Annotated in this window: 22 protein-coding genes; 5 read left to right on the top strand and 17 right to left on the bottom strand. The window is 63.3% G+C overall.

Features of this window, described 5'->3' with window-relative positions; all coding sequences use genetic code 11:
- Positions 1 to 123: 123 nt before the first annotated feature.
- The 11 genes from paaE to paaF form a co-directional block, all read right to left on the bottom strand.
- Positions 124 to 1,200, bottom strand: a complete 1,077-nt coding sequence (gene paaE, locus IAE39_RS06535; protein WP_201200484.1) for a 1,2-phenylacetyl-CoA epoxidase subunit PaaE — start codon at positions 1,198 to 1,200, stop codon at positions 124 to 126.
- 15 nt (positions 1,201 to 1,215) lie between these two features.
- Positions 1,216 to 1,749, bottom strand: a complete 534-nt coding sequence (gene paaD, locus IAE39_RS06530) for a 1,2-phenylacetyl-CoA epoxidase subunit PaaD (protein WP_201200482.1) — start codon at positions 1,747 to 1,749, stop codon at positions 1,216 to 1,218.
- Positions 1,736 to 2,494 carry a 1,2-phenylacetyl-CoA epoxidase subunit PaaC gene (gene paaC / locus IAE39_RS06525; RefSeq protein WP_201200478.1) on the bottom strand — a complete coding sequence of 253 codons (759 nt, stop codon included), beginning with the start codon at positions 2,492 to 2,494 and terminating at the stop codon, positions 1,736 to 1,738. The genes paaD and paaC overlap by 14 nt, the downstream gene beginning before the upstream one ends.
- Before the next feature lie 8 nt (positions 2,495 to 2,502).
- The gene (gene paaB / locus IAE39_RS06520; RefSeq protein WP_004374528.1) at positions 2,503 to 2,784 is read right to left on the bottom strand and encodes a 1,2-phenylacetyl-CoA epoxidase subunit PaaB; all 282 of its coding nucleotides are present in this window, start codon (positions 2,782 to 2,784) and stop codon (positions 2,503 to 2,505) included.
- A 25-nt stretch (positions 2,785 to 2,809) separates the two neighbouring features.
- Positions 2,810 to 3,799 (bottom strand): 1,2-phenylacetyl-CoA epoxidase subunit PaaA, encoded by a 990-nt coding sequence (paaA, locus tag IAE39_RS06515; protein ID WP_201200476.1) that lies wholly within the window; start codon positions 3,797 to 3,799, stop codon positions 2,810 to 2,812.
- Positions 3,800 to 4,061: 262 nt separating this feature from the next.
- Positions 4,062 to 5,381: a phenylacetate--CoA ligase PaaK gene (paaK, locus tag IAE39_RS06510; protein ID WP_201200475.1), complete on the bottom strand. Its 1,320-nt coding sequence runs from the start codon at positions 5,379 to 5,381 to the stop codon at positions 4,062 to 4,064.
- A 121-nt stretch (positions 5,382 to 5,502) separates the two neighbouring features.
- Complete coding sequence (gene pcaF, locus IAE39_RS06505; protein WP_201200467.1) at positions 5,503 to 6,723, bottom strand: 3-oxoadipyl-CoA thiolase; 1,221 nt, start codon at positions 6,721 to 6,723, stop codon at positions 5,503 to 5,505.
- Positions 6,716 to 7,156: a hydroxyphenylacetyl-CoA thioesterase PaaI gene (gene paaI / locus IAE39_RS06500; RefSeq protein WP_201200466.1), complete on the bottom strand. Its 441-nt coding sequence runs from the start codon at positions 7,154 to 7,156 to the stop codon at positions 6,716 to 6,718. The genes pcaF and paaI overlap by 8 nt, the downstream gene beginning before the upstream one ends.
- The gene (paaH, locus tag IAE39_RS06495) at positions 7,149 to 8,666 is read right to left on the bottom strand and encodes a 3-hydroxyacyl-CoA dehydrogenase PaaH (RefSeq protein ID WP_201200465.1); all 1,518 of its coding nucleotides are present in this window, start codon (positions 8,664 to 8,666) and stop codon (positions 7,149 to 7,151) included. Before paaH ends, paaI begins: the two co-directional genes overlap by 8 nt.
- A 2-nt stretch (positions 8,667 to 8,668) precedes the next feature.
- On the bottom strand, positions 8,669 to 9,460 hold the full coding sequence (paaG, locus tag IAE39_RS06490) for a 2-(1,2-epoxy-1,2-dihydrophenyl)acetyl-CoA isomerase PaaG (RefSeq protein WP_201200464.1): 792 nt from the start codon (positions 9,458 to 9,460) through the stop codon (positions 8,669 to 8,671).
- 34 nt (positions 9,461 to 9,494) lie between these two features.
- Positions 9,495 to 10,268, bottom strand: coding sequence for a 2,3-dehydroadipyl-CoA hydratase PaaF (gene paaF / locus IAE39_RS06485; protein WP_201200462.1), 774 nt, complete (start codon positions 10,266 to 10,268; stop codon positions 9,495 to 9,497).
- 355 nt (positions 10,269 to 10,623) lie between these two features.
- Between paaF and paaY the strand changes: the two genes are divergently transcribed.
- The 4 genes from paaY (at position 10,624) to IAE39_RS06465 (ending at position 13,917) form a co-directional block, all read left to right on the top strand.
- Entirely contained in the window at positions 10,624 to 11,223 is a 600-nt protein-coding gene (gene paaY, locus IAE39_RS06480) for a phenylacetic acid degradation protein PaaY (RefSeq protein WP_201200461.1), read from the top strand.
- 77 nt (positions 11,224 to 11,300) lie between these two features.
- A complete protein-coding gene (gene paaX, locus IAE39_RS06475) occupies positions 11,301 to 12,224 on the top strand; it encodes a phenylacetic acid degradation operon negative regulatory protein PaaX (protein ID WP_201200460.1) in 924 nt (307 codons plus the stop codon).
- 131 nt (positions 12,225 to 12,355) lie between these two features.
- Entirely contained in the window at positions 12,356 to 12,700 is a 345-nt protein-coding gene (locus IAE39_RS06470; protein ID WP_201200454.1) for a helix-turn-helix domain-containing protein, read from the top strand.
- Entirely contained in the window at positions 12,700 to 13,917 is a 1,218-nt protein-coding gene (locus tag IAE39_RS06465; RefSeq protein WP_201200452.1) for a type II toxin-antitoxin system HipA family toxin, read from the top strand. Before IAE39_RS06470 ends, IAE39_RS06465 begins: the two co-directional genes overlap by 1 nt.
- A gap of 34 nt (positions 13,918 to 13,951) precedes the next feature.
- Here IAE39_RS06465 and IAE39_RS06460 read toward each other — a convergent pair whose 3' ends face one another.
- The 5 genes from IAE39_RS06460 to IAE39_RS06440 form a co-directional block, all read right to left on the bottom strand.
- Positions 13,952 to 14,746 carry an ABC transporter permease gene (locus IAE39_RS06460; RefSeq protein WP_201200450.1) on the bottom strand — a complete coding sequence of 265 codons (795 nt, stop codon included), beginning with the start codon at positions 14,744 to 14,746 and terminating at the stop codon, positions 13,952 to 13,954.
- Entirely contained in the window at positions 14,743 to 15,450 is a 708-nt protein-coding gene (locus tag IAE39_RS06455) for an ABC transporter ATP-binding protein (RefSeq protein WP_201200440.1), read from the bottom strand. The genes IAE39_RS06460 and IAE39_RS06455 overlap by 4 nt, the downstream gene beginning before the upstream one ends.
- 141 nt (positions 15,451 to 15,591) lie before the next feature.
- Positions 15,592 to 17,178 carry a hypothetical protein gene (locus IAE39_RS06450; RefSeq protein WP_201200438.1) on the bottom strand — a complete coding sequence of 529 codons (1,587 nt, stop codon included), beginning with the start codon at positions 17,176 to 17,178 and terminating at the stop codon, positions 15,592 to 15,594.
- Between the two features lie 61 nt (positions 17,179 to 17,239).
- Entirely contained in the window at positions 17,240 to 18,976 is a 1,737-nt protein-coding gene (locus IAE39_RS06445; RefSeq protein ID WP_201200437.1) for a hypothetical protein, read from the bottom strand.
- On the bottom strand, positions 18,973 to 20,793 hold the full coding sequence (locus IAE39_RS06440) for a tyrosinase family protein (RefSeq protein WP_201200436.1): 1,821 nt from the start codon (positions 20,791 to 20,793) through the stop codon (positions 18,973 to 18,975). The genes IAE39_RS06445 and IAE39_RS06440 overlap by 4 nt, the downstream gene beginning before the upstream one ends.
- 159 nt (positions 20,794 to 20,952) lie before the next feature.
- Between IAE39_RS06440 and IAE39_RS06435 the strand changes: the two genes are divergently transcribed.
- Positions 20,953 to 21,432: an Lrp/AsnC family transcriptional regulator gene (locus tag IAE39_RS06435; RefSeq protein WP_201200434.1), complete on the top strand. Its 480-nt coding sequence runs from the start codon at positions 20,953 to 20,955 to the stop codon at positions 21,430 to 21,432.
- A gap of 90 nt (positions 21,433 to 21,522) precedes the next feature.
- On the opposite strand, the gene IAE39_RS06430 is transcribed toward IAE39_RS06435, so the two are convergent.
- Positions 21,523 to 21,942, bottom strand: a complete 420-nt coding sequence (locus IAE39_RS06430; RefSeq protein ID WP_201200433.1) for a PA0061/PA0062 family lipoprotein — start codon at positions 21,940 to 21,942, stop codon at positions 21,523 to 21,525.
- Between the last annotated feature and the right edge of the window lie 198 nt (positions 21,943 to 22,140).

Here is a 22,140-nt window from a genome sequence, read left to right as displayed (position 1 = left end):
GGTTTTGCGGTGTAGCTGATGGCCTCTTCGCGGGTAAACCCGCTCCCACAGGGACCGCACAAAGGCTGAAGGCAATGCCCTACCTGTGGGAGCGGGTTCACCCGCGAAGCAGGCGACGCGGTCTTACAACTGGTCGAAGTCGAGCACCACCTTGTCGCTCACCGGGTAGGTCTGGCACGACAGCACATACCCGGCCGCCACTTCGTAGTCCTCCAGGGCATGGTTGCTGTCCATTTCCACTTCACCCTCGATCACCCGGCACTTGCAGGTGGAGCACACCCCGGCCTTGCACGAGTAGGGCAGCTCGGCGCCAATGGCATTGCCGGCGTCCAGCACGTTCTGGGTGTTGCGCGGCAGGTCGAAGGTGAGGGCGCGGCCGTCGCTGATCACGGTGATGTGGCTGAGTGCTGCGTCCACCTGGCGCGCAGCTTCGCGGGCTTCACGGCGGGCTTCGTTACCGGCAGCGGCGAACAGCTCGAAATGGATGCGCTCCTTGCCCAGGCCATTGGCCTGCAGGCTGTCGCGCACGGTCTCGGTCATTGCCTGCGGGCCGCAGATGAATGCGGCGTCCAGGCCGGGCACATCCAGCCAGCGCGAGAACAGTTGGCCGCACTTGTCGGCGTCGATGCGGCCGTTGTACAGGTCGACGTCCTGCTGCTCGCGGCTGAACACGAAAATCAGGTTCAGGCGCTCGAGGTACCGGTTCTTCAGGTCTTCAAGCTTGTCGCGAAACAGCGCACCGGAGCTGGAACGGTTGCCGTACAGCAGGGTAAAACGGCTGTTCGGCTCGCTGGCCAGGGTGGTGGCAATGATCGACAGGATCGGCGTGATGCCGCTGCCGGCGGCCACGCCCAGGTAGTTGCCCTGGCGCGCCGGGTCCAGCGGTACATGGAAGCTGCCCGACGGCGGCATCACTTCCAGTTGCTGGCCGGCCTTGAGCACTTCGTTGGCAAACGCCGAGAAACGCCCGCCCGGCACGCGCTTGACGGCCACGCGCAGCTCACCGTCCTGCACCGCGCTGCAGATCGAGTAGGAGCGGCGGACCTCTTGGTTGTCCAGCTGGGTACGCATGACCAGGTACTGGCCCTGGGTGAAGCGGAACTGGTTCTGCAGGTGCTCGGGTACGTCAAAGGCAATCGACACCGCATCACGGGTCTCGTTGCGCACTTGCTTGATGGTCAGGCTGTGAAACTGGCTCATGGTGTTCTCCACGGCTCAAATGCATTTGAAATAGTCGAACGGCTCCAGGCACTCGCGGCAGCGGTACAGCGCCTTGCAGGCCGTGGAGCCGAACTGGCTGAGCAATTCGGTATGGGCGCTGCCACACTGCGGGCAGCACACCTGGGGCGCCTCACCGAGCAGGCTGCGCTTGCTGGCGCTGCCCTGGGGCGGGGCGATGCCGTAGGCGCGAAGGCGCTCGCGGCCCAGTTCGCTGATCCAGTCGGTGCTCCAGGCCGGGGTCAGCCGTCGCTCAAGGTCTGGCGCGGTGAAGCCGGCCTGTTCCAGCGCCTGGCGAATGTCACCCTCGATCACCTCGGTAGCCGGGCAGCCGGAATAGGTCGGGGTGACCACCAGGTGCAGGTGACCGGCACGCCAGTCGAGGTCGCGCACTATCCCCAGGTCGACCACGCTGACCACCGGCACTTCCGGGTCCATGACCTGGCCCAGCACCGCCCAGGCCCGCGCCAGGTCGTCGCCCTGTTGCGCCCGCGCGCCGCGGTCGCCGGCAATCAGCTCACCAGGTTGCATCGGGGTAGGCCCTTGGCAGGAACTGCATCTCGGCCAACAGCAGGCCCAGGTGCTCGGTGTGCAAGCCTTTGCGGCCATCCAGGTAGAAGTGGCTGGCGGCTTTTGGCAGCGGCAGTTCAACCGTGGCGAAGGTCTGCGCCACCTGCTGGAGCCAGGCCGCGCCTACCGCAGCCGGGTCGGCGCCGATACCGGCTTCGGCAAGGCGTACTTCGTTGTCGCTGGCAGCGCTCAGCTCGACGGTGAAGCGCCACAGCGCCGGGATGGCAGCGAGCATGCGCTGGCGGCTTTCTTCGGTACCGCCGCCCAGGCGTTGCACCCATTCGCTGGAGCGGCGCAGGTGGTAGGTGACTTCCTTGAGGGCCTTGGCGGCAATACCGGCAATGCGCTCGTCAGCCGACTCGACCAAACGCTGCAGTACGGCGAAGTGCCAGGCGTCATAGAGGAACTGCTTGGTCATGGTCACGGCAAAATCACCGTTGGGTTGCTCGACCAGCAGCAGGTTGCGGTAGGCACGCTCGTCCCGGCGAAACGCCAGGGCATCGGCATCGCGGCCGTCATCGAGCAGCTCGGCGGCGTATTCCAGCCAGTTGCGCGCCTGGCCGACCAGGTCGAGGCCGACGTTCATCAGCGCCAGTTCTTCTTCGATGGCCGGGGCGCGGCCACACCATTCGCAGAGGCGCTGGCCCTGGACCAGGGCACTGTCGCCGAGCAGCAGCAGATAAGGGATAAGGGCTTGGTTATGCATGGCCGACCTCACATGTGTCCGACTTCATCGGGCAGCTCGTAGAAGCTGGCATGGCGGTAGACCTTGTCGTCCGAAGGCGCGAACAGGGGGTCTTTCTCGTCAGGGGACGAGGCGGTGATCAGCGCCGATGGCACCACCCACAGGCTCACGCCTTCGCTGCGGCGGGTGTACAGCTCGCGGGCGTTCTCGATGGCCATGGCGGCATCGGCGGCGTGCACGCTGCCGACATGCTTGTGGTTAAGGCCGTGCTTGCTGCGCACGAACACTTCGTAGAGGGTCCAGACAGACATTTTCGATCTCCGCATCAATCGCCGCTCAGGCGGCGTTCTTGTTCTGTTGCTTGCGCGCGTAGGCCACAGCGGCCTCGCGTACCCAGGCGCCGCTCTCAATGGCATTGCGCCGGGTGGCGACACGTTCCAGGTTGCAGGGGCCATTGCCCTTGATCACTTCGTAGAACTCGTCCCACTGGATGTCGCCGAAGTCGTAGTGGCCGCGCTCGGCGTTCCACTTCAGCTCAGGGTCAGGGGCGGTGCAGCCGAGCAACTCCAGTTGCGGCACGGTCTGGTCGATGAAGCGCTGGCGCAGTTCGTCGTTGGTCTGGCGCTTGATCTTCCAGGCCATGGACTGGGCGCTGTTGGGCGAGTGTTCGTCGCTGGGGCCGAACATCATCAGCGCCGGCCACCACAGGCGGTTGATGGCGTCCTGGACCATGTCGCGCTGGGCCTGGGTGCCGTGGCGCATCATGGTCAGGAGCATTTCGTAGCCCTGGCGCTGGTGGAAGCTCTCTTCCTTGCAGATGCGGATCATGGCGCGGGAGTAGGGGCCGTAGGAGGTGCGCTGCAGCACCACCTGGTTGACGATGGCGGCGCCATCCACCAGCCAGCCCACGGCGCCCATGTCGGCCCAGCTGAGGGTTGGGTAATTGAAGATGCTCGAATACTTGGCCTTGCCGCTGTGCAGCTTGGCGACCTCTTCGTCGCGGTCGGCGCCGAGGGTTTCCATGGCGCTGTACAGGTACAGGCCGTGGCCGGCTTCGTCCTGGATCTTGGCCATCAGCTGCAGCTTGCGCTTGAGGCTGGGGGCGCGGGTGACCCAGTTGCCTTCGGGCAGCATGCCGACGATTTCCGAATGGGCGTGCTGGGAGATCTGCCGAATGAGGGTCTGGCGGTAGGCCTCGGGCATCCAGTTCTTGGCTTCGATCTTGATTTCGGCGTCGATCTTTTCCTGGAAGTTGCGTTCCTCGGGGGACATTTCTTCCAGCGGCTTGACGCGCTTGACTCCGGTTTCCACTAGCTGTGCGTACATGGGGGCAGACTCCTGCTGAGGCATGAGCCATTTGTAAGCGATACAAAACATAACGTCAAACAGTTTTATGTGTATCGAATAAGATTTGTGTATCGCTTTGCTGGCCTAGGGGGCTGCTGTGCAGCCCGATCGCGACACAAGGCCGCTCCTACAGGAGATCGCGGTCCTCTGCGTCGCGAAAGGGGCGCACAGCGCCCCCAGCATTCTCACAGGCAAAAAAAAGCCCCGGACAATGCCGGGGCCGAACTGGCAGCCGAACGAATCAGCCAGCCAACCGTTTGTCGTATACGTGGCAAGCCTTGCCCTCGGAGCGCTTGAGCGTGCCGCAGGGCTGCAGGTGCACGTGGGTGCTGATGCCGATATACGTCTTGATCTGTTTGCTCAGTTCGCCAATCACAAGTTTGCGCTGGCCTTCATCCAGGTGCTGGCACTCCGCACGTAATTCCACATGCACTTCAACACTGTCCAGGTTGCCATTACGATACAGATGGATCTCATACATCTCTGAAAGCTGTTTTATTTTCAGCACCTGTTCCTCGATCTGGGTCGGGAACACGTTGACCCCACGAATGATCAGCATGTCGTCGCTGCGCCCGGTGATCTTGCCGATCCGGCGCATGGGGCGCGCGGTACCGGGCAGCAGGCGGGTCAGGTCGCGGGTGCGGTAGCGCACCATCGGCAATGCCTCTTTGCTCAACGAGGTGAACACCAGCTCGCCCAACTGGCCGTCGGGCAGCACCGCGCCTGTGACCGGGTCGATGATCTCGGGGTAGAAGTGGTCTTCCCAGATGGTTGGGCCGTCCTTGGTTTCGATGCATTCCATCGCCACCCCGGGGCCCATGATTTCCGACAGGCCATAGATGTCGAGGGCATCGATACCCAGGCGCTGTTCGATCGAGCGGCGCAGCTCGTCGGTCCAGGGCTCGGCACCAAAAATGCCAAGGCGCAGCTTGAGGTCGTGCGGGTCGATGCCCTGGCGCTCGATCTCATCGGCCAGGTTGAGCATGTACGACGGTGTGACCATGATGATGTCGGGCTGGAAGTCGCGAATCAGCTGCACCTGTTTCTCGGTCTGGCCGCCGGACATGGGGATTACCGTGCAGCCCAGGCGCTCGGCGCCGTAGTGTGCACCCAAGCCACCGGTGAACAGGCCGTAGCCGTAGGAAACGTGCACCTTGTCGCCTTTACGCCCGCCGGCCGCACGAATCGAGCGGGCGACCACGTTGGCCCAGGTGTCGATATCGTTCTGGGTATAACCGACTACCGTCGGCTTGCCCGTGGTGCCGCTGGAGGCATGCAGGCGTACAACCTCTTCCTGGGGCACGGCAAACATGCCGTAGGGGTAGTTGTCGCGCAGGTCGTTCTTGCCGGTGAAGGGGAACCTGGCCAGGTCTTCCAGGCACTTGAGGTCATCGGGGTGCGCGCCGCACTCGGCAAAGCGCTGGCGGTACAGGGGCACGTTGTCGTAGGCGTGCTTCAGGCTCCAGCGCAGGCGTTCCAGCTGGTGCTGGCGCAGGGCATCGACGCTGGCGGTTTCCATCGGGTCCAGCAGGGCACGATCGGCATCATGGTACATGTTCATGGCTTCACTCGAATTGTTCTTGTACGCCGCGCAGGCCCGCTTGCAGGCCGCGCGGTGAGTGTCATGGAGGCAGCATATACGGCTGCGTTCAGTTCGGTAACAGGCGGTTGGTCGTAACCGCTCAGAGGCGCTCGATGACCATGGCAATACCCTGGCCAACGCCGATGCACATGGTGCACAGGGCATAGCGGCCGCCCGTTTCTTCCAGCTCGTGCAGCGCCGTGGTCACCAGCCGTGCACCGCTCATGCCCAGCGGGTGGCCCAGGGCAATGGCGCCGCCGTTGCGGTTGACCCGTGCATCATCGTCAGCCAGGCCCAGCTCGCGCAGCACGGCGAGGCCTTGCGCGGCGAACGCCTCGTTGAGCTCGATGACATCCAGGTCGGCCAGCGACAAACCGGTCAGCTCCAGCACCTTGCGGGTTGCCGGTACCGGGCCGATACCCATCAGCCGTGGTTCCACGCCAGCCACCGCCATGCCGAGGATACGCCCGCGTGCCTTCAGGCCATGGCGACGGGCGGCGGCGCTACTGGCCAGCAGCAGGGCGCAGGCGCCATCGTTGACACCGGAGGCATTGCCGGCGGTAACGCTGCCGCCTTCGCGAAAGGGCGTACCCAGCCTGGCCAGTTGTTCCAGCGTCGTGTCGCCGCGCGGGTGCTCGTCATGCTCGACCACCTTGGCCGGGCCTTTGCGCTGCGGGATCTCGACCGACACGATTTCCCGCGCCAGGCGGCCGCGGGCCTGTGCTGCTGCGGCCTTGTGCTGGCTGCGCAGGGCGAAGGCATCCTGGTCGGCGCGGGAAATGCCAAACTGTGCTGCGACGTTTTCGGCGGTTTCCGGCATCGAATCCGTGCCGTAGGCCGCTTTCATCTGTGGGTTGACGAAACGCCAGCCGATGGTGGTGTCAAACAGCTCCGCCGCACGGCCGAAGGCCTGCTCCGACTTGCCCATCACAAATGGCGCACGTGACATCGACTCGACACCGCCGGCCAGCATCAGCCCGGCTTCACCACAGCGCAGGGCGCGGGCGGCATTGCCGATGGCATCCAGGCCGGAGCCGCACAGGCGGTTGATGGTGGTACCCGGCACTACCTGCGGCAGCCCGGCCAGCAAGCTGGCCATGTGCGCCACGTTGCGGTTGTCTTCGCCCGCCTGGTTGGCGCAGCCGATAATCACATCATCGACCGCTTTCCAGTCCAGTTCGGGGTGGCGCTGCAGCAGCGCCTTTAGCGGGACGGCGGCCAGGTCATCGGCACGCACACTGCTCAAGGCCCCGGCATAGCGGCCAATCGGGGTGCGCACGGCGTCGATGATCAAGGCATCGGCGAGGGTGGGTTCAGTCATCTTGTGCCTCCTGCGCCAGCACGGTGCCGCGCACTTTGTAGGATTTGCCATGGAACATCGCCACCAGCTCACCGCGCTGGTTGTCGATGCGCACGTCGTACAGGCCGGTACGGCCTTTGCGGCTGACTTCGCTGGCGTGGGCGGTGAGCACGTCGTTGCGCAGCGCCGGGGCCAGGTAGTCGATGCTGCAGCCCAGCGCCACGGTAGCCTGGTCATAGCTGTTGCAGGCGAAGGCGAACGCCGAGTCGGCCAGGGCAAACAGGAAACCGCCGTGGCAGGTGCCGTGGCCCTGGATCATGTCGGCACGCACCGGCATGCGCAGGGTCGCCCGGCCCGGGCCGGCATCCAGCAGGCTGATGCCCAGGCCCTGGGTGGCCTGGTCGCGGGCGTACATGGCGTCGGCACAGGCTTGTGCCAGTTCCACTTCAGTCATGCAGGGTGCCTCCTTTGGCTTCGCAGCGGCGTAACAACAGGGAAGGGCGGTAGCGGCTTTCGCCGTAGCTGCGCTGCAGGTTGTCGAGCACGCGCAGGGTTTGGCTTATGCCGATGTTTGCGGCCCAGGCCAGCGGGCCACAGGGGTAATTGACCCCGGCACGCATGGCCAGGTCGATGTCGGCGGCACTGCCGACGCCCTGCAGCACAGCATCGGCGGCCTCGTTGGCGAGCATGGCCACGGTGCGCAGTACCACCAGGCCGGGCAGGTCGGCAACGCCGGTCACCTTCAGGCCGGCGCGCTGCAACAGGGCCACGGCGTGGTCGCGGGCACTGGCGCTGGTATCGGCCGACCAGCTGATGGCCAGCCGGCTGGCGCTGCTGTAGTCCAGCGCCAGGTCGAGCAGCACCAGGTTGCGCAGGCCGTCTTCGCGGGCGCGCTGGCTGGCCAGGCGACCATCGGACAAGGCCAAGGTGGCATCGCCGACCTGGATCAGGCCATTGCCCGCACGCTGGGTCACGGCAATGCCGCTTTGGCGCAAGCGCTCGACCAGCGGCTGCATCACCCCGAGGGCACCCTCGATCACGCAGGCTTCTACACGGGCGGCGCTGTGCAGCTCTGCTGGCTGCGGGCGTTCTGCGCCTTCGCCGTAGCTGTAGAAGCCTTGGCCGGTCTTGCGGCCAAGGCGGCCAGCGTCTACCAGTTCTTTCTGCACCAGCGAAGGCTGAAAGCGGAAATCGCCATAGAAGGCATCGAATACCGAGCAGGTGACGGCATAGTTGACGTCGTGGCCGATCAGGTCAGTGAGCTCGAACGCACCCATGCGAAAGCCACCTGCGTCACGCAGCAACGCATCGAGGCTGGCACAATCCGCTGCGCCTTCCTGCAACAGCCGCAGGCTTTCGGCATAGAAGGGCCTCGCCACACGGTTGACGATAAAGCCCGGGGTAGAGCGCGCATGCACCGGCTGCTTGCCCCACGCTTGGGCGGTAGCGTAAATGCAGGCGGCTGTCACCGGGTCGGTGGCCAGGCCCGACACCACCTCGACCAGCGCCATCAGCGGCGCCGGGTTGAAAAAGTGCATGCCAACCACTTGCCCGGGGCGCTGAAGGCCGGCAGCCAGGCTGGTAATGGACAACGATGAGGTGTTGCTGGCGAGGATGCAGTCGCTGGCGCACAGGCCCTCAAGCTGACTGAACAACGCCTGTTTCACCTGCAGGTTCTCGACGATGGCTTCGATCACCAGGCCGGCATCAGCCAACGCTTCCAGGCTCTCGACCGGGCACAGCCGGGCGCTGATGGCTTCGCGCTCAGTGGCGGGCAGCTTGCCTTTTTCCACCAGTCGAGCCAGTTGCCGATCAATGCCTGCCACCGCTTGGGCGGCTGCGCCCGGGCGGTTGTCGTAAAGCTTTACCGGGTGGCCGGCCTGGGCTGCGACCTGAGCGATGCCGGCCCCCATGGCGCCAGCACCGATTACCGCCACCTGTACAGTGTTTGCAAGTGCGCTCATGTTCAGCGCCCCTTGAAGGCTGGCGTGCGTTTGTTCATGAAGGCGCTGACGCCTTCGCGGTAGTCCTCGCTGCGGCCGGCCAGGCGTTGCAGGTCGCGCTCCAGCTCCAGTTGCTCATCAAAACCGTTGTCGAAACTGGCATTGAGGCTGCGTTTGATCAGCGCCAGGCCGTAGGTAGGCTGGGTGGCGAGCTGGCGGGCGAGGGTGAGCGCTTCGTCACGCAACGCGGCATCGTCTACCACGCGGTGGATCAGCCCCCATTGCTGGGCCTGCTCGGCGCCCAGGCGCTCGCCCAGCATGGCCAGGGCCTTGGCCCGCGCCATGCCGATCAGGCGCGGCAGCAACCAGGTACCGCCGGAGTCTGGCACCAGGCCGATCTTGCAGAAGGCCTGGATAAAGCTGGCCGAGCGCGCGGCCAGCACCAGGTCGCAGGCCAGCGGAATATTGGCACCGGCACCGGCGGCCACGCCGTTGACTGCACAGATTACCGGCAGCGGCAGGTCGCGCAGGGTACGTACCAGCGGGTTGTAGAACTTGTCGATCGATTCGCCCAGGTCTGGCACCTCGGCGCCGGGGGCGACGTTGCGGTCGGACAGGTCCTGGCCGGCACAGAAACCGCGGCCTTCAGCCGTCAGCAGCAGCACGCGCGCGTCACTGCTTTGGCGCACTTGCTTGAGCGCTTCGCGCACTTCCAGGTGCATGGCCGTGTTGAAACTGTTCAGCTGTTCGGGGCGGTTCAAGGAAAGGAGGGCAACGCCGTCCTCGATGGAAAACAGGATGTGCTGGAAAGTCATGACAGACTCGCTCCGTCAGTCAAGGGAAGGATGATCAACGGCCCAGGAAGCGGGCCTGGCGTTTTTCCTGAAAGGCCCGGATGCCTTCATCGCGGTCGGCAGTGCCGGCCAGCAACGTGAAGGCATGGCGCTCGAAGCGCAGGCCGCTGGCCAGGTCGGTATCAGCGGCCTTGAGCAGCGCCTCCTTGGCCAGGCGTACGGCCAGCGGCGCCTTGGCGGCGATGCTGCGGGCAACCTGAAGGGCGCGCTCCACGGTTAATTCGGGCTGGGTAATTTCACTGACCAGGCCGGCTTGCTGGGCATGGCGGGCGGTAATCGCTTCGCCGGTCAGGACCATCTGCATGGCCAGCGGCTTGCCGACCGCGCGCAACAGGCGCTGGGTACCGCCTGCACCGGGAATGATGCCGAGGTTGATTTCCGGCTGGCCGAAGCGGGCGTCGCTGCCGGCAATGACAATGTCGGCACACATCACCAGCTCGCAACCGCCACCCAGCGCATAACCGTTGACGGCGGCGACCAGCGGCTTGGCAAAGGCAGCGATGCTCTGCCAGTGGGCTACGCGCGGGTCATTGAGAATGCCCACCAGGTCGCGCTCGGCCATTTCGCGGATGTCGGCACCCGCGGCGAATGCCTTGCGGCTGCCGGTGATCACTACCGCGCCGACCTGCTGGTCTTGATCGGCTGCGCCCAGTGCCGCAGCCAGTTCTGCCAGCAGCTCGGTGCACAGGGCGTTCAACGCCTCGGGCCGTTGCAGGGTAATGAGCTGTACGCCGTGTTCGGGCGCCTGCACAGCGAGATATCGCGGCATATCGGGTTCCTCTGGCTGCACGCACGGCACATCGTGGGGCCGGCATTTCTTGGAATTGTTTGCAGGGGCGCGATGCGGGATCACGTCCAGGTGCAGCCAGTATATGCATTACGCGATACATTAAATCAAGGTGATAAATTGTTTCGTGTATCCCTTAATGACGACCTTGCAAATATTCAGAACGCGGATTACTGGGTAGTGAAACGATTATTCCGCCTCACTTACCAGAGAATCGCTTGCAGAAATCTGTTACAGCCATAGGCTTCAGAAGCGATACACGATTCAAGCAATTGACGATCAAATACATAGTGATACAAGATCTTGTCATGTTTTGAATCATTTCAGGAGCTTTGCCATGCCTTGCTATCGACTGGACGGGCTGACGCCGGTGGTTCACCCGACAGCCTACGTGCACCCCAGCGCAGTACTGATCGGCGACGTTATCGTTGGCGCGCATTGCTACATTGGCCCGCTGGCCTCGCTACGGGGCGACTTCGGTCGCATTGTGCTGGAGGAGGGCGCCAACCTGCAGGACACCTGCGTGATGCATGGTTTCCCGGGTGGCGACACCGTGGTGGAGCGCAACGGGCATGTTGGCCATGGCGCGGTGCTGCACGGTTGCCGGGTGGGCGAAGACGCCTTGATCGGCATGAATGCCGTGGTGATGGATGGCGCCCACGTTGCGCCACGCTGCATTGTCGCGGCCACGGCCTTCGTCAAGGCGGGCTTCGAATGTGCGCCGCAAAGCCTGGTGATGGGCGCGCCTGCGCAGGTCAAACGCCCGTTGACCGATCAGGAACTGGCCTGGAAGCAGCGCGGCACCGCCGAGTACCAGCACCTGGCGCAGCGCTGCATGAACAGCATGGTCGAATGCCCGCCGCTGGCTGCAGCCGAGCCGGGGCGCCCGCGCATGGAAGACACTGGCGTGCGCCCCAAAGGCCAGGCCAGCGCATGAGCCTGCCAGCCACACGCAATGGCCAGGCGGCCCGCCGCACAGGTATAGTCGGGGCTTTATCCGCGCACAGTTCGCCCATGAGCACTCTTGCCCCACTGAACACCTTGATCACCCGCTTCCAGGAGCAGACGCCAATCCGCGCCAGCTCGCTGATAATCACCTTGTATGGCGATGCCATCGAACCGCACGGCGGCACCGTCTGGCTGGGTAGCCTGATCAACCTGCTGGAGCCGATCGGCATCAATGAGCGCCTGATCCGCACGTCGATCTTCCGCCTGACCAAGGAAGGCTGGCTGACTGCCGAAAAGGTTGGCCGACGCAGCTATTACAGCCTGACCGGCACGGGGCGCCGGCGCTTCGAAAAAGCCTTCAAGCGCGTCTACAGCCCAAGCCAGCCCGCCTGGGACGGCGCCTGGACCCTGGTGCTGCTGTCACAACTCGATGCTGGCAAGCGCAAGGCCGTGCGCGAAGAGCTGGAATGGCAAGGTTTCGGGGCAATGGCGCCCAACCTGCTCGGCTGCCCACGGGCCGACCGTGGCGACTTGGCGACTACCTTGCGCGAACTGGAAGCCAGCGACGACAGCATCGTCTTTGAAACCCACACCCAGGAAGTACTGGCCTCCAAAGCCATGCGCGCCCAGGTACGGGAGAGCTGGCGTATCGACGAACTGGGCCAGCAGTACAGCGAGTTCATCCAGCTGTTCCGGCCGTTATGGCAGAGCCTGAAAGAGCAGGATGCACTGGATGCCCAGGACTGCTTCCTGGCACGCACACTGCTTATTCACGAGTACCGCAGGCTGCTGCTGCGTGACCCGCAACTGCCGGACGAACTGCTGCCCGGCGACTGGGAAGGCCGCGCTGCCCGCCAGCTGTGCCGCAACCTGTATCGCCTGGTGTGCGCCAAGGCGGAGGAATGTCTTAATGCCGCGCTCGAGACGGCGGACGGGCCTTTGCCTGATGTGAATGAGAGCTTCTATAAGCGTTTTGGTGGTCTATCCTGAAAATAATGCTCACCAAAATTGGCTTTAACTTCCATAAAGCATATTTACGTTAACATTAACCTGATCGTTTACTCACTTAATGTGTGCTATGGTTAACCTTAACTTAGTTAAAGTTATCCATGGTTCACCTTATGTCTGATTTTTTCCCCGTCGCATGTGCCGACACACTTAGCAAAGTGGGCTTGCTGGTCAAGGCACGGCGCCTGGCCCTGGGGCTGCGTCAGGCCGATCTCAAGGCTGCCATCGACGTTTCGCCGCATACCTTGCGCAAGATCGAAAGCGGCTCCGAACTGGTGGACCTGCGCTCGTTCATGCTGGTGTTATGGAGGCTCGGTATCAGCGACACAGTGTTCGCCTCGCTGGAAGGCCTGGAAAACAGCTCACAGATCACCCGCTTCAGCCAGGCAGACGACCCGCACGAGGGTATTGCGGCCAGACGCGTGCGATTGGCCAAACCCAAGCCCGAGGCGTTTTGATGTCGCGCGCATACATCTACATGGAGCACCCGGAAACAGGCGAGGTCACTACCCTTGGCCGTCTTACGCTGAATGGCAGGCTCGGCGAGTTTCTGTATGCCCCGGACCAGGTAGCCCGTGGCGGCTGGGTGCCTGACCCGATCAACTATCCTCTGCGCGCTGAACCCTACACAGGCATAGTCAAGAACCGGGGAGTTCCCGGCTTCATCAATGACGCCATGCCCGACGGCTGGGGTGAGCGACTGCTGCACCGGGCTTATGGGCATGAACTGGGTACCCTCGACTTCCTGCTCAAGTCACCCAACAACGACCGCATCGGCAACCTGATGGCTGGCAGCGCCACAACCCCCGCAGAAGGCATCGGTGACGCAGCAGTGCCGAACCTGAAGGGGCTGGCAAAGTTCGTTGCCGCTTGCGAAGCGGTATATGACGGGCAACTCGACAGCGAATCGATTGCCACCCTGAACGTGCGCCAGCAACGCTCCTCTTTGGGTGGTGCACGGCCGAAGCGTACCCTTCAGGACAAAGGAATGCTGATTCTGGCCAAACCTCGCGATCGCTTTGATCAATACGACTTGCCGACGATCGAGTACGCCTGCATGACCTTCGCAGCGGGGAAGGGCCTGAATGTAGCCAGGACTGCGCTGCATGCCGAAAACCCGTCCACCTTGCTGGTGGAGCGTTTTGATCGTACCCCGATTGCCGAGGGTGCACGCCGCATCCCCATGCTTAGCGCGCTGACCTTGCTCGACTCGGAATGGGATGGCCCACATCACCGGGATTGGCGCTACGCGGCCATGGCAGACGAGATGCGAAGGCGGGGCGTGCCAGATGTAGACCTGCAGGAGTTGTTCAAGCGCATGTGCTACAACGCACTGGTAGGCAACTCCGATGATCACCCACGTAACCATGCGGTGATCTGGCTAGAGGGGCAGTGGCGAATTTCACCTATGTACGACGTGTTGCCGATGCTTGATGAGGGCCCGGCAAAAACCTTGGCAATGGCGGTGGGCCGAGAGGGTAGCCGAGTCAGCCGAAGCAATTTGCTCAGCCACCACGCGCATTTTGCACTGTCACGTGAAGAAGCCGAGCAGTTGCTTGGGGAAGTCGCAAGCTGGGAACAGGAATTGAAAGACCATTACGCACACATTCTCTCAGGGCAGGACCTGGACATGGCTTGCGATGCGGTAAGCTCGGTGCGGATGCTCAACGGGTAAGCTCTTAGAAGCGAAATGGCAAGACTGGCCTGCCTCAGCCCCGCCTGACCAGCTTGTGCGCCATGAACTGGTGTGCGGGTGAGAACAGCCGGTTGAAGGTCAGCAGCACGGCGCAGACCGTGCCCAGCGCCGATGCCGCGGCGATCAGGAACATGATCACAATCTGATAGAGCACGGCATCTTCGGGCTGCTGGCCGGCCAGAATCTGCCCGGTCATCATGCCCGGCAGGCTGACAATGCCGACCACCGACATCTGGTTCAGCGTCGGCATCATGCCGGCCCGCAACGCTTGGCTGGCGGCGGCGCGGGCCGCTTCCCAGCGGGTACCGCCCAGGGACAGGATCATATCCACCAGCGGGCGCTGGCTACTCAGTTCGCGGGTCATGCGCTCGATGCCCAAGGCGACAGCGGTGAGGGTGTTGCCAAGAATCATGCCGAGGATCGGAATGGCGTATTGCGGCTCGTACCAGGGGCGCACGCGCAGCACCAGTAACAGGCCGATGGCGGTGACCAGCCAGGCACTCAACCCGACTGACAGCACGCTGTCGGCCAACAGCCCGCGGTGGCGCTGTGTGCCCCGGCCAGCGGCGGAGAAGCCGGCAATGAGGGTCATTACCAGCATCAGCGGCAGCACGATGTACCACTGGGCATGCTGGAACACCCAACCGAGGATGTAGCCGATGGCCAGCAACTGGGCGATGGTACGCAGCGACGCCCACAGCAACTGGCGCTCCAGCTGCAGTTTCAGCAGCAACGAGAGCAGGCCGTTGATCAGGATGAGGGCGGCGGCGATGGCCACGTCACCATAGTCAAGGTTGTGATAGTTCATGGGCAGTGTTCATCCAGCAGAGTGCCTTGGTGCATGCTCAGCGTTCGCGTGCTGATACGTTGGGCCTGTTGATGATCGTGGGTGATCCAGACGCAGGCGCGCTCGGCAGGCGCGGCTGCGAACCAATGCGTCACCAACGCCTCCACGGCAGCCACTGATTGCGGGTCGAGCGCCGAGGTCGGTTCGTCGAACAGCATCACTTGCGGCGCCAACAGCAGCGCCCGCACCAGGGCAACCACCTGCGCTTCGCCACCGGACAGGTCGGCACCCGCCTTGTCGAGAAACGCGCGGGGCTTGCCGGCCAGTTCCAGCAGGCGCGTAGCCGTGGCCAGGTCGAAGCTGAACTGGCGGTTGTGGCGGAGCGTGAAGGGCAGTTGCAGGTTGTGCAGGACACTGCCGTCCACCAGTGCGGCGCGTTGCGCCAGGTAGCAGGCCCGCGCGCGAAAATGTGGAACTTGTGCAGCTTTGACGGACTGCCCCAGCCACAGGACCTCACCCGCGCTGGCTGCATCCAGCAGTGCCAGAGCGCGCAGCAAGACACTCTTGCCCGAACCCGACGGGCCAACCAGCGCAACGCGCTCGCCTGCACGCAGGATAAAGTCGGTGGGCGCCAGCAGGGTGGCCCGGCTCGACGGATCGACACGGCTCAGTTGCCTGGCCTCCAGCAAGACGTCTGCAGCATGTGGGGGCTGTGGGCCGTTCAAAAGGTGTGTTCCTTGACGCCAAGGGGAGGTAAGCCGACATCTTAGCCTCCACGCGTGCCATGTGCGCAGCGCACGTGAAAATCGTGCAGGAGGGTAGGCGAGGCCAAGCTGGGGCGATCGATGATCGCCCCTGTTCGCGCTTCAAGGGCGATCCTTGAGGGTTTCGAAGGCTTTGACGCGCTTGATCAGGCTTTTCTGGCTGGCGGAGCTTGCCGTGTTGAACAGGAAGGAGAAGTCCGAGGCAAGCGAGGTACTGCCGGCAACCGTCGCATACTGGTGGCACTTGTTGCAGTCATCACCTTGTACGTAGGTCTCCATGGTGGTGTTGGCCACCGGCACATTGCCCTGGCTGATGAACGGCCCGTACGACAGCGGTACTTGCGCATTGGCACCCGGTTCCGGGCTGGGCGGGTTGGGGGCGAGGGTCCAGAGTACGTTGATCAGCTTGTAGTACTGAAACACCGACTGGCCCTGGCTTTGCTTGGCGAAGTTGGCTTGCACTGCGCCATTGAGTGCCTGCAGTTCAGAGGGCACAGGGTGTTCGCGGGTGGTCTGTACGGGCTGGTCGCGTGGAAAAAGGTCGGTGCAGTCTTGCTCGGGGTGGTTCTGCTTGCACTGGATACGGGCCACGTTCGGCTTGCACTCAGGCCCACTGCCACAGTCCGGGTTGTTGAAGGCAAAACCGTTGGGTGGCGTTTGCTGGGCCGGTACCTGGGCCGGCTCGGGCACGTTGTCCACCTGCTCGAAGGTGGTCCAGATGAAGTTGGGCGAAGCCTGGGTCTTGTTGATGATGTGCAGGCCCACCAGGCCCACCACTTCCTGGGTGCACTCCAGTGTGTCGGGGCGTTTGAGCCAGGCGACGGTGGTGAGGTAGCGGCCGAACAGTTCGGGCTTGCCGGTCAGCACCCGCCAGGCAGCCTTGAGCTCAAGCGCACCCAGTTGCTCCTGCGGCACAGGGGACGGCGGCAGTTGGCGCATCGGTTCACCTATGGGCAGCGACAGCCCCTCGCCCTGCGCAACCTTCCACTGGTTAGCGGCGTCGTAGAGCCCCTTGGCGACGATGTAGTCGAACTCGGCCTTGCCGACCTTGCGCTCAAAGAACACCAGGTTGCCCGACTGATCCGTCAACCAGCCACCAGACGCCTCCATGACCGGGTCGGGAATGGAGGCGAGTGTGCCGGTGGACAGGTGAAAGCCGTGCAAGGCGTTGATCGCGCCTTCGGAGGTGGCGTTCATGAACTTGCGAGCACCCACCTTGAGTGCCTTCAGGCTACCGTGGGTGCTGCAACTGGACGGCACCAGGGTTTGCACGCCCCAGCCACTGGGCGTGGGTGCGCCGGGCAGAAAGATGTCGTTGGCATCCTTGTAGCTGGCCCACACCGGCGCCACGCTCATCGGCTGCCCCGGCACCGAAGGTACACCGAACTGCGCCAGGGTGCTGTGCATGTCGGGTTCACCCGCCAGGCTGGCGGTGGCCGGCCAACCCGGGTTCACCGGCCAGTTCAAGGCAATGAACAGCTGCCAGCCAAAGCAGTTCATGAATGCCTGGCTGGTAGCATTGAAGTTGTTGACCGGCAGAAACCCCCCGCTTGCCGGGTTGAACACCAATTGCTGCTGCACACAGGCATCGGCGTCCGACAGCGTGGCTGCCGCGGCGGGTTGCAGGGTCGACAGGCACAGCACAATGCCGCTTAGCAGCGACAGCAGACTCAAGCGTAACCTGGCCATCATTGCGCTCCTTGCAAGCTGTAAAGCCGCACCCGAAGGTGCGGCGTTGGAGGGGTAGGGCTCAGGCGCCAGGTACCAGCGCCAGGCCCGATTCCCATGGGTGGTCTGCCGCGCTCACATCCACCTGTTCGCCCGGATTGAGGGCACGCACTGTCACCAGGCCGGGTGCCGCAGTGGGGCTGACGGTGATGGTCAGGATGTAGGCCTGGGTGCCGCCGGCGTTGGTCTGGCCGGGAATGGCCGAGGCGTCGGGCAGGTATTCGGTAACCTGCGCCGTGACGCCGGGGTTGGAGAACTGCACCCTGGCATTCTGCGCCGTGGTGCTCGGGTCGGCGCCTTGTACCACCAGCACGAACTGGTTACTGCTGCCCGGCGCAAGCCAGGCGGGCAGGTCGGTGGGAGATTGCCCGTAGAACAGGTCCAGCGGCAGCAGCTGCACTGGCCAGGGTTGCAGGCCGGCCACCCGGTCCTGCACGCACGGGAAGGAGGGAGGCTCGCTGGTCAACGGTTTGACAGTGACACTCAGGCCCACCAGCAGTTGTTGGGCGATGACCCACACATAGTCGACTGGCTGGTTGTTGATGGTGATGTCATTGATCGAGAAGCCGGCGCTTTCCGGCACCTCGAATACCGCCTGCAGGATCTGGTCTGAGCCGTTGGCGGCGGTCTTGGCCGTGCCGCGCGTGATGCGCCAGTACTGGCTGACATCCTGGCCTTGCGGGCCTTTCCAGGTACTGAAGTCGGTGGGTTGTTGCAGGTACAGGCCTATGGGGTTGGTCAGCGACAAGCGATTGTTCACCGCGGTGGTATTGGCCATGAAACCGATGTGCGGGTCAGAGTTGCGGTAGTTCTGCCCGTACTGCGCACAGCAGATCAGCGACTGGGCATTCTGGCTGCTGCCCACCGGGCGCAGGATGGTGGCGGCGGCGGCCAGGTACACCTCGGCACTGAGGGTGTTGGGGCCGGAGGTAAGATGCATGGCCCCGCCGTACTGCCCGGGCACACAGGCCGTGCCGGCGTTCCATTTGTTGACGGTGTCATAGGCCGGCTTGCCAGTGGTGGGGTCGATGACCGGGTCACCGGCCTTGCCGGTGCGGCAGTCAACGGTATAACGCAGGTACAAGTCTTCGACCTTCACGTTCGGGTCGATGTACTCGCGGTACAAGCCCAGCACGGCTTGCGGGTCGATGCGCCACATGGCCAGGAAGTACGCGGGGTTTTCGCAGGTGAAGGTGATCTTGCGCATGTTGCCGTTGGCATCGCGCACGATGGACCACTCGCAGTACTCGTCAAGCCAGCCCCGTGGGCCGGAAGGCGAGAACGCCGTGTACTTGCCGTTCCAGTCGATGCTTGGGCAGCGCTTGGCCGGCAGTTGCAGCAAAGTGCCTTTTTTGTCCGGGTCGTACAGCGTGTAGAGGGTGTTGTCGAGGGTGATCTGGCCGTGGTCGGCCAGCGCCATCACCTGTGGCAGGGTCATGGCCTTGCCGCCCAGCTGGGGAACAATCGCCGCACCGTTGTTGTAGAAGAACGTCCACAGCCGGTTGGGGAAGGGCGCCCAGGTGATCGCGGCCGGGGTCACATCGCCGAAGCCCTCCACCAGCGGGTTGTAGTAGCCAGAGCGAGGCGCGTCGTTCAGGCCCGACCAGGGGTTGCCGATGATGGACGACTCGGTCCAGCCGGTGAGGTCGTTGTTCCAGTCGGTTTCAAACTGCAGCAACTGGTCTTCCAGCCCTAGCTTGTTGTAATCCTTGGGCGCTTGTTCGGCGGGAGAGGTGAACTGCTTGAAGGGCGTGCTCATGTCGGTTCTCCAGGTGAGTGTGGGGTGGAAGCAGCACAGCAGCCGGCGACCGCAGGCGGGCCGGCGAGGGTTTGGCGTGGGTCGTCCCACACCAGTTGGGCGATGAAACCGGGCAGGATCCTGTATTCGTCCGGCAGCAGCACGCGGCCACTGTCGAGGTGGGTCACCAGCAGGGACAACTGCACCGCATCGGCGGGACCAAGGCCCAGCGCCGCAACGTTGCGGGCCGCGTTCAGTGCACGCGACACACCATGGGTGATGCAGCGCCCCTTGTCGTCTACCAGCCCCATGCCGATGCGGCTGAAGCGCCCCACGTAGTGGGGGTTGTCGGCGCTCACGTGCTGCACGGCAGCGTCGGGCTGGTCGAGGAAGACGTCGATCAGGTAGGTGTCATGGGTGCAGCGCACATGGTCGAACACCACCCACGGCCCCGCGCTGTCTTCTGCTGTGGGGGCGGCATTGGCGCTGTGCTTGCAACAGGCGGCGCTGTTTGCTTTTGGCGCACCGAACTGTGGGGCCACCGGCACACCGTAGTCGTAACCGATATGCCGGCTGTCCTGGGCCATGTCGCCGAGCGTGGTGTAGCGCCAGGCGTCGGCACTGGTGAACGTTAGCTGCGTGGCGTCGCGCCCGGCGAATGGCTGCAGCAGGCACTGCGTGGTGTACTGCGCCCCGGGGTGAGCCCGGATCCACACCTCGAGCATGCGGTCGATATTGGCGTGGTAGGAGCAAAACAGCGGGTCAAAGGCGGTGTAGGCGTTATCGGCCATATCGCCACCGATCCAGCCGTGATAGTTGTCGTGGGGTTGCTCGTACAGGCCGTCGAAGTTGAGCGTGCGATTGGGGTACAGGCTGTCTTGCTGGGGCGGGTCGAACACCGGGATATTGGCCCAGGGATACCCAGGCACGCCCTGGGGCTGGCTGAAGCAGGTGAACTTCAGCGCATCCACCACCTGTTGCTGGAAAATCCGGCTCATGCCGTAAAGGCGCGCACGATCAAAGCGCGAGTCGTCACCGTGGGTGTAGAACAACGGGTTACGTTGCACATAGCGGCAGTCAACGCCGTTGACCGCAGCACGGGAGCACACCTTGGAACAACCGTCTTTGGCGGCCGCGTAGCGCAGGGGGTTGGGCCGGGTTTCGCCGGTGTGGGGGTGTACGTAGGTTTCTTCGAGAAACGCCTGGGGCAGGCCAGCCTGTGGGCTGCCGTCGACGCTGGCATCCTCGGCCATCCAGTCCCAGTAAGGAATGGCGCAGTCGATAAGCTGCTCCAGGTACAACAGGTACGCCCGGTGCCACAGGGCAAACGCCTCCTGATAATGCAGGCACCAGTTGGTGTGGATGTAGGCGTAACGTTGCCAGGGCGCGGAGCTGTCGGGGTCGCCCACCTGCATCACGTCGTCCAGGCGCGCGCGGTACAGGTTCAGTTCCTCAAGGCTGAGGGCGCGAATGTCCTGCCTTACCCGTTTCACGGGCTGTGGAAGGTCCGGCGGCGGGATGCGTTCAGCCAGGTCGAACGGCGAGCTGGCGTCGAGCCGCCAGCCTTGGTTCACCCACAGCCTGAAGGTTTCCAGCGCGTCGATCGGCCAGAACTGCTGCTGGTCGAGGGTCAGCGGCATGTTGCGCGAGGCCAGGTGTTGGTAGATGGTTTCTGACCAGGTCTTGACCGAGTCCGGGTCGTCCAGGAACACAAAGTAGCCGTTCATGCACCCGGCCCAGGTGGCAGCAACAGCCGCGCGCTGCTCGGCGGGGATCCAGTAGGGGGCGGCGAAAAGGCCGTGGATGTCCGCGGTCCACGTCGGTTTGGCAACGATCATAAGGTCCCTCTCATGCGCCCCGCGGGCCATACTTGGCCGGGCTGCTAAGCTCAGGTAGATGGTAAAGAGCCAGCGCGCAGGAATCGTGCAAATTGGCGCATCCCTGCGGCGTATTCATTGCAGTTTTTCAAGGAAGACACGGGAAAAATGACAGACGCCATGGATCTGAAGATTCTGGGAAAGCTGCAAAAGGATTGCAGCCAGAATCTGGAGTTGCTCAGCGACAGCGTCGGGCTGTCTTCCACCAGTTGTTACCGGCGGATCAGGCGCCTGGAGAGTGCAGGCATCATCAAGGCCAAGGTCGCGATACTGGACGAGCGCAAGCTGGGGATTCAGGTGACCGCTTTTTTTCTGGTCAAGCTGGACCGCGACAGCAATGACATCGACCGCAAGATGCAACACATACTGGCCAGCCACCCGGAGATCCAGGACTGCTACCTGATGACGGGGGAGTTCGATTTCGTGATGGTTGCCAAGTTTCGCGATGCGACCGAGTACACCGACTATATCTATCGGTTTCTCGACACGTACCGAGATATTCCGATTCGCACTTATTCGTCCACGCTGGTGGTGCGTACAGTGAAGAAATCCTATGAGTTGCCGTTGGAGGGTGGGTTGCAGCGGGCTGTGGATGCCTGATGCTTACGGGTTCAAGGGCAGGGGCCTTGGACCTCAGCATTGATGGCCCTGTTGCGCTCACGCTGATCGTTGGCGTGCCGGCAGCGATGATTACAGGCAATAGAATTCGCTGACCTCTGCCACCACATTGCGCTTGGCATCGTACAAGCGTGCCTCCGGTGTCAGCGCCATCGAGCGAGCCTCCAGCAAGTAACGCTCTCCCGCTTTGAAATACGCGTATGGAATGGTCAGGTAACATTCGCGAACAGTGGTGCCGCCCATCAAGCTCATGCCACCGCCACCGCCCACTTCATAGTCGAAGCGGACGAGCAACACATGGCTACCTGGGCTGACCTGAAAAAAGCGCCCGTCGCGCAAACGCTCTTTATCCAGGCGTTCGGCCATCAATACCTTGTCATTGGGGAAGGGCGCCGAGAGATCGACCCAGGCCATCTGTGGGTTGGGGGATGGCATGGGCGTCTGACAACCAGCAACTGCCGTGATTGCGAGCAACAGCATCGACCTGCGCATGATTTGTGTCCCGAGTGAGCGTGGCTTCAGGATACCGCCAACTCGCCTCGTTGGCGCTGGTCACAGAGGCCTGACCAGCAGACTTTGCGGTCCTTTTTTTGGCTGTGCAGCCGCTCGACGGTATTGCGACTTGCCACGGCGCATAACTCAAACTTATCAAATCATCCCTCGAAATGTCGCTGTAACCGCGCGGTATAG

It is taken from the genome of Pseudomonas sp. S37 (assembly GCF_016658545.1).
GTDB lineage: Bacteria > Pseudomonadota > Gammaproteobacteria > Pseudomonadales > Pseudomonadaceae > Aquipseudomonas.
The sequence above is the reverse complement of the archived record's forward strand: the minus strand, read 5'-3'. Positions and strand labels throughout refer to the sequence as shown.

Coding starts and splice junctions, on each gene's coding strand:
- paaG (WP_201200464.1), bottom strand. CDS start 9,460: ATGACTTTCCAGCACATCCTGTTTTCCATCGAGGACGGCGTTGCCCTC.
- paaA (WP_201200476.1), bottom strand. CDS start 3,799: ATGTACGCACAGCTAGTGGAAACCGGAGTCAAGCGCGTCAAGCCGCTG.
- paaF (WP_201200462.1), bottom strand. CDS start 10,268: ATGCCGCGATATCTCGCTGTGCAGGCGCCCGAACACGGCGTACAGCTC.
- IAE39_RS06440 (WP_201200436.1), bottom strand. CDS start 20,793: ATGATCGTTGCCAAACCGACGTGGACCGCGGACATCCACGGCCTTTTC.
- paaE (WP_201200484.1), bottom strand. CDS start 1,200: ATGAGCCAGTTTCACAGCCTGACCATCAAGCAAGTGCGCAACGAGACC.
- paaK (WP_201200475.1), bottom strand. CDS start 5,381: ATGAACATGTACCATGATGCCGATCGTGCCCTGCTGGACCCGATGGAA.
- paaB (WP_004374528.1), bottom strand. CDS start 2,784: ATGTCTGTCTGGACCCTCTACGAAGTGTTCGTGCGCAGCAAGCACGGC.
- paaX (WP_201200460.1), top strand. CDS start 11,301: ATGAGCACTCTTGCCCCACTGAACACCTTGATCACCCGCTTCCAGGAG.
- paaC (WP_201200478.1), bottom strand. CDS start 2,494: ATGCATAACCAAGCCCTTATCCCTTATCTGCTGCTGCTCGGCGACAGT.
- paaI (WP_201200466.1), bottom strand. CDS start 7,156: ATGACTGAAGTGGAACTGGCACAAGCCTGTGCCGACGCCATGTACGCC.
- IAE39_RS06450 (WP_201200438.1), bottom strand. CDS start 17,178: ATGGCCAGGTTACGCTTGAGTCTGCTGTCGCTGCTAAGCGGCATTGTG.
- IAE39_RS06470 (WP_201200454.1), top strand. CDS start 12,356: ATGTCTGATTTTTTCCCCGTCGCATGTGCCGACACACTTAGCAAAGTG.
- paaH (WP_201200465.1), bottom strand. CDS start 8,666: ATGAGCGCACTTGCAAACACTGTACAGGTGGCGGTAATCGGTGCTGGC.
- IAE39_RS06435 (WP_201200434.1), top strand. CDS start 20,953: ATGGATCTGAAGATTCTGGGAAAGCTGCAAAAGGATTGCAGCCAGAAT.
- paaY (WP_201200461.1), top strand. CDS start 10,624: ATGCCTTGCTATCGACTGGACGGGCTGACGCCGGTGGTTCACCCGACA.
- IAE39_RS06465 (WP_201200452.1), top strand. CDS start 12,700: ATGTCGCGCGCATACATCTACATGGAGCACCCGGAAACAGGCGAGGTC.
- IAE39_RS06460 (WP_201200450.1), bottom strand. CDS start 14,746: ATGAACTATCACAACCTTGACTATGGTGACGTGGCCATCGCCGCCGCC.
- IAE39_RS06430 (WP_201200433.1), bottom strand. CDS start 21,942: ATGCGCAGGTCGATGCTGTTGCTCGCAATCACGGCAGTTGCTGGTTGT.
- IAE39_RS06445 (WP_201200437.1), bottom strand. CDS start 18,976: ATGAGCACGCCCTTCAAGCAGTTCACCTCTCCCGCCGAACAAGCGCCC.
- pcaF (WP_201200467.1), bottom strand. CDS start 6,723: ATGACTGAACCCACCCTCGCCGATGCCTTGATCATCGACGCCGTGCGC.
- paaD (WP_201200482.1), bottom strand. CDS start 1,749: ATGCAACCTGGTGAGCTGATTGCCGGCGACCGCGGCGCGCGGGCGCAA.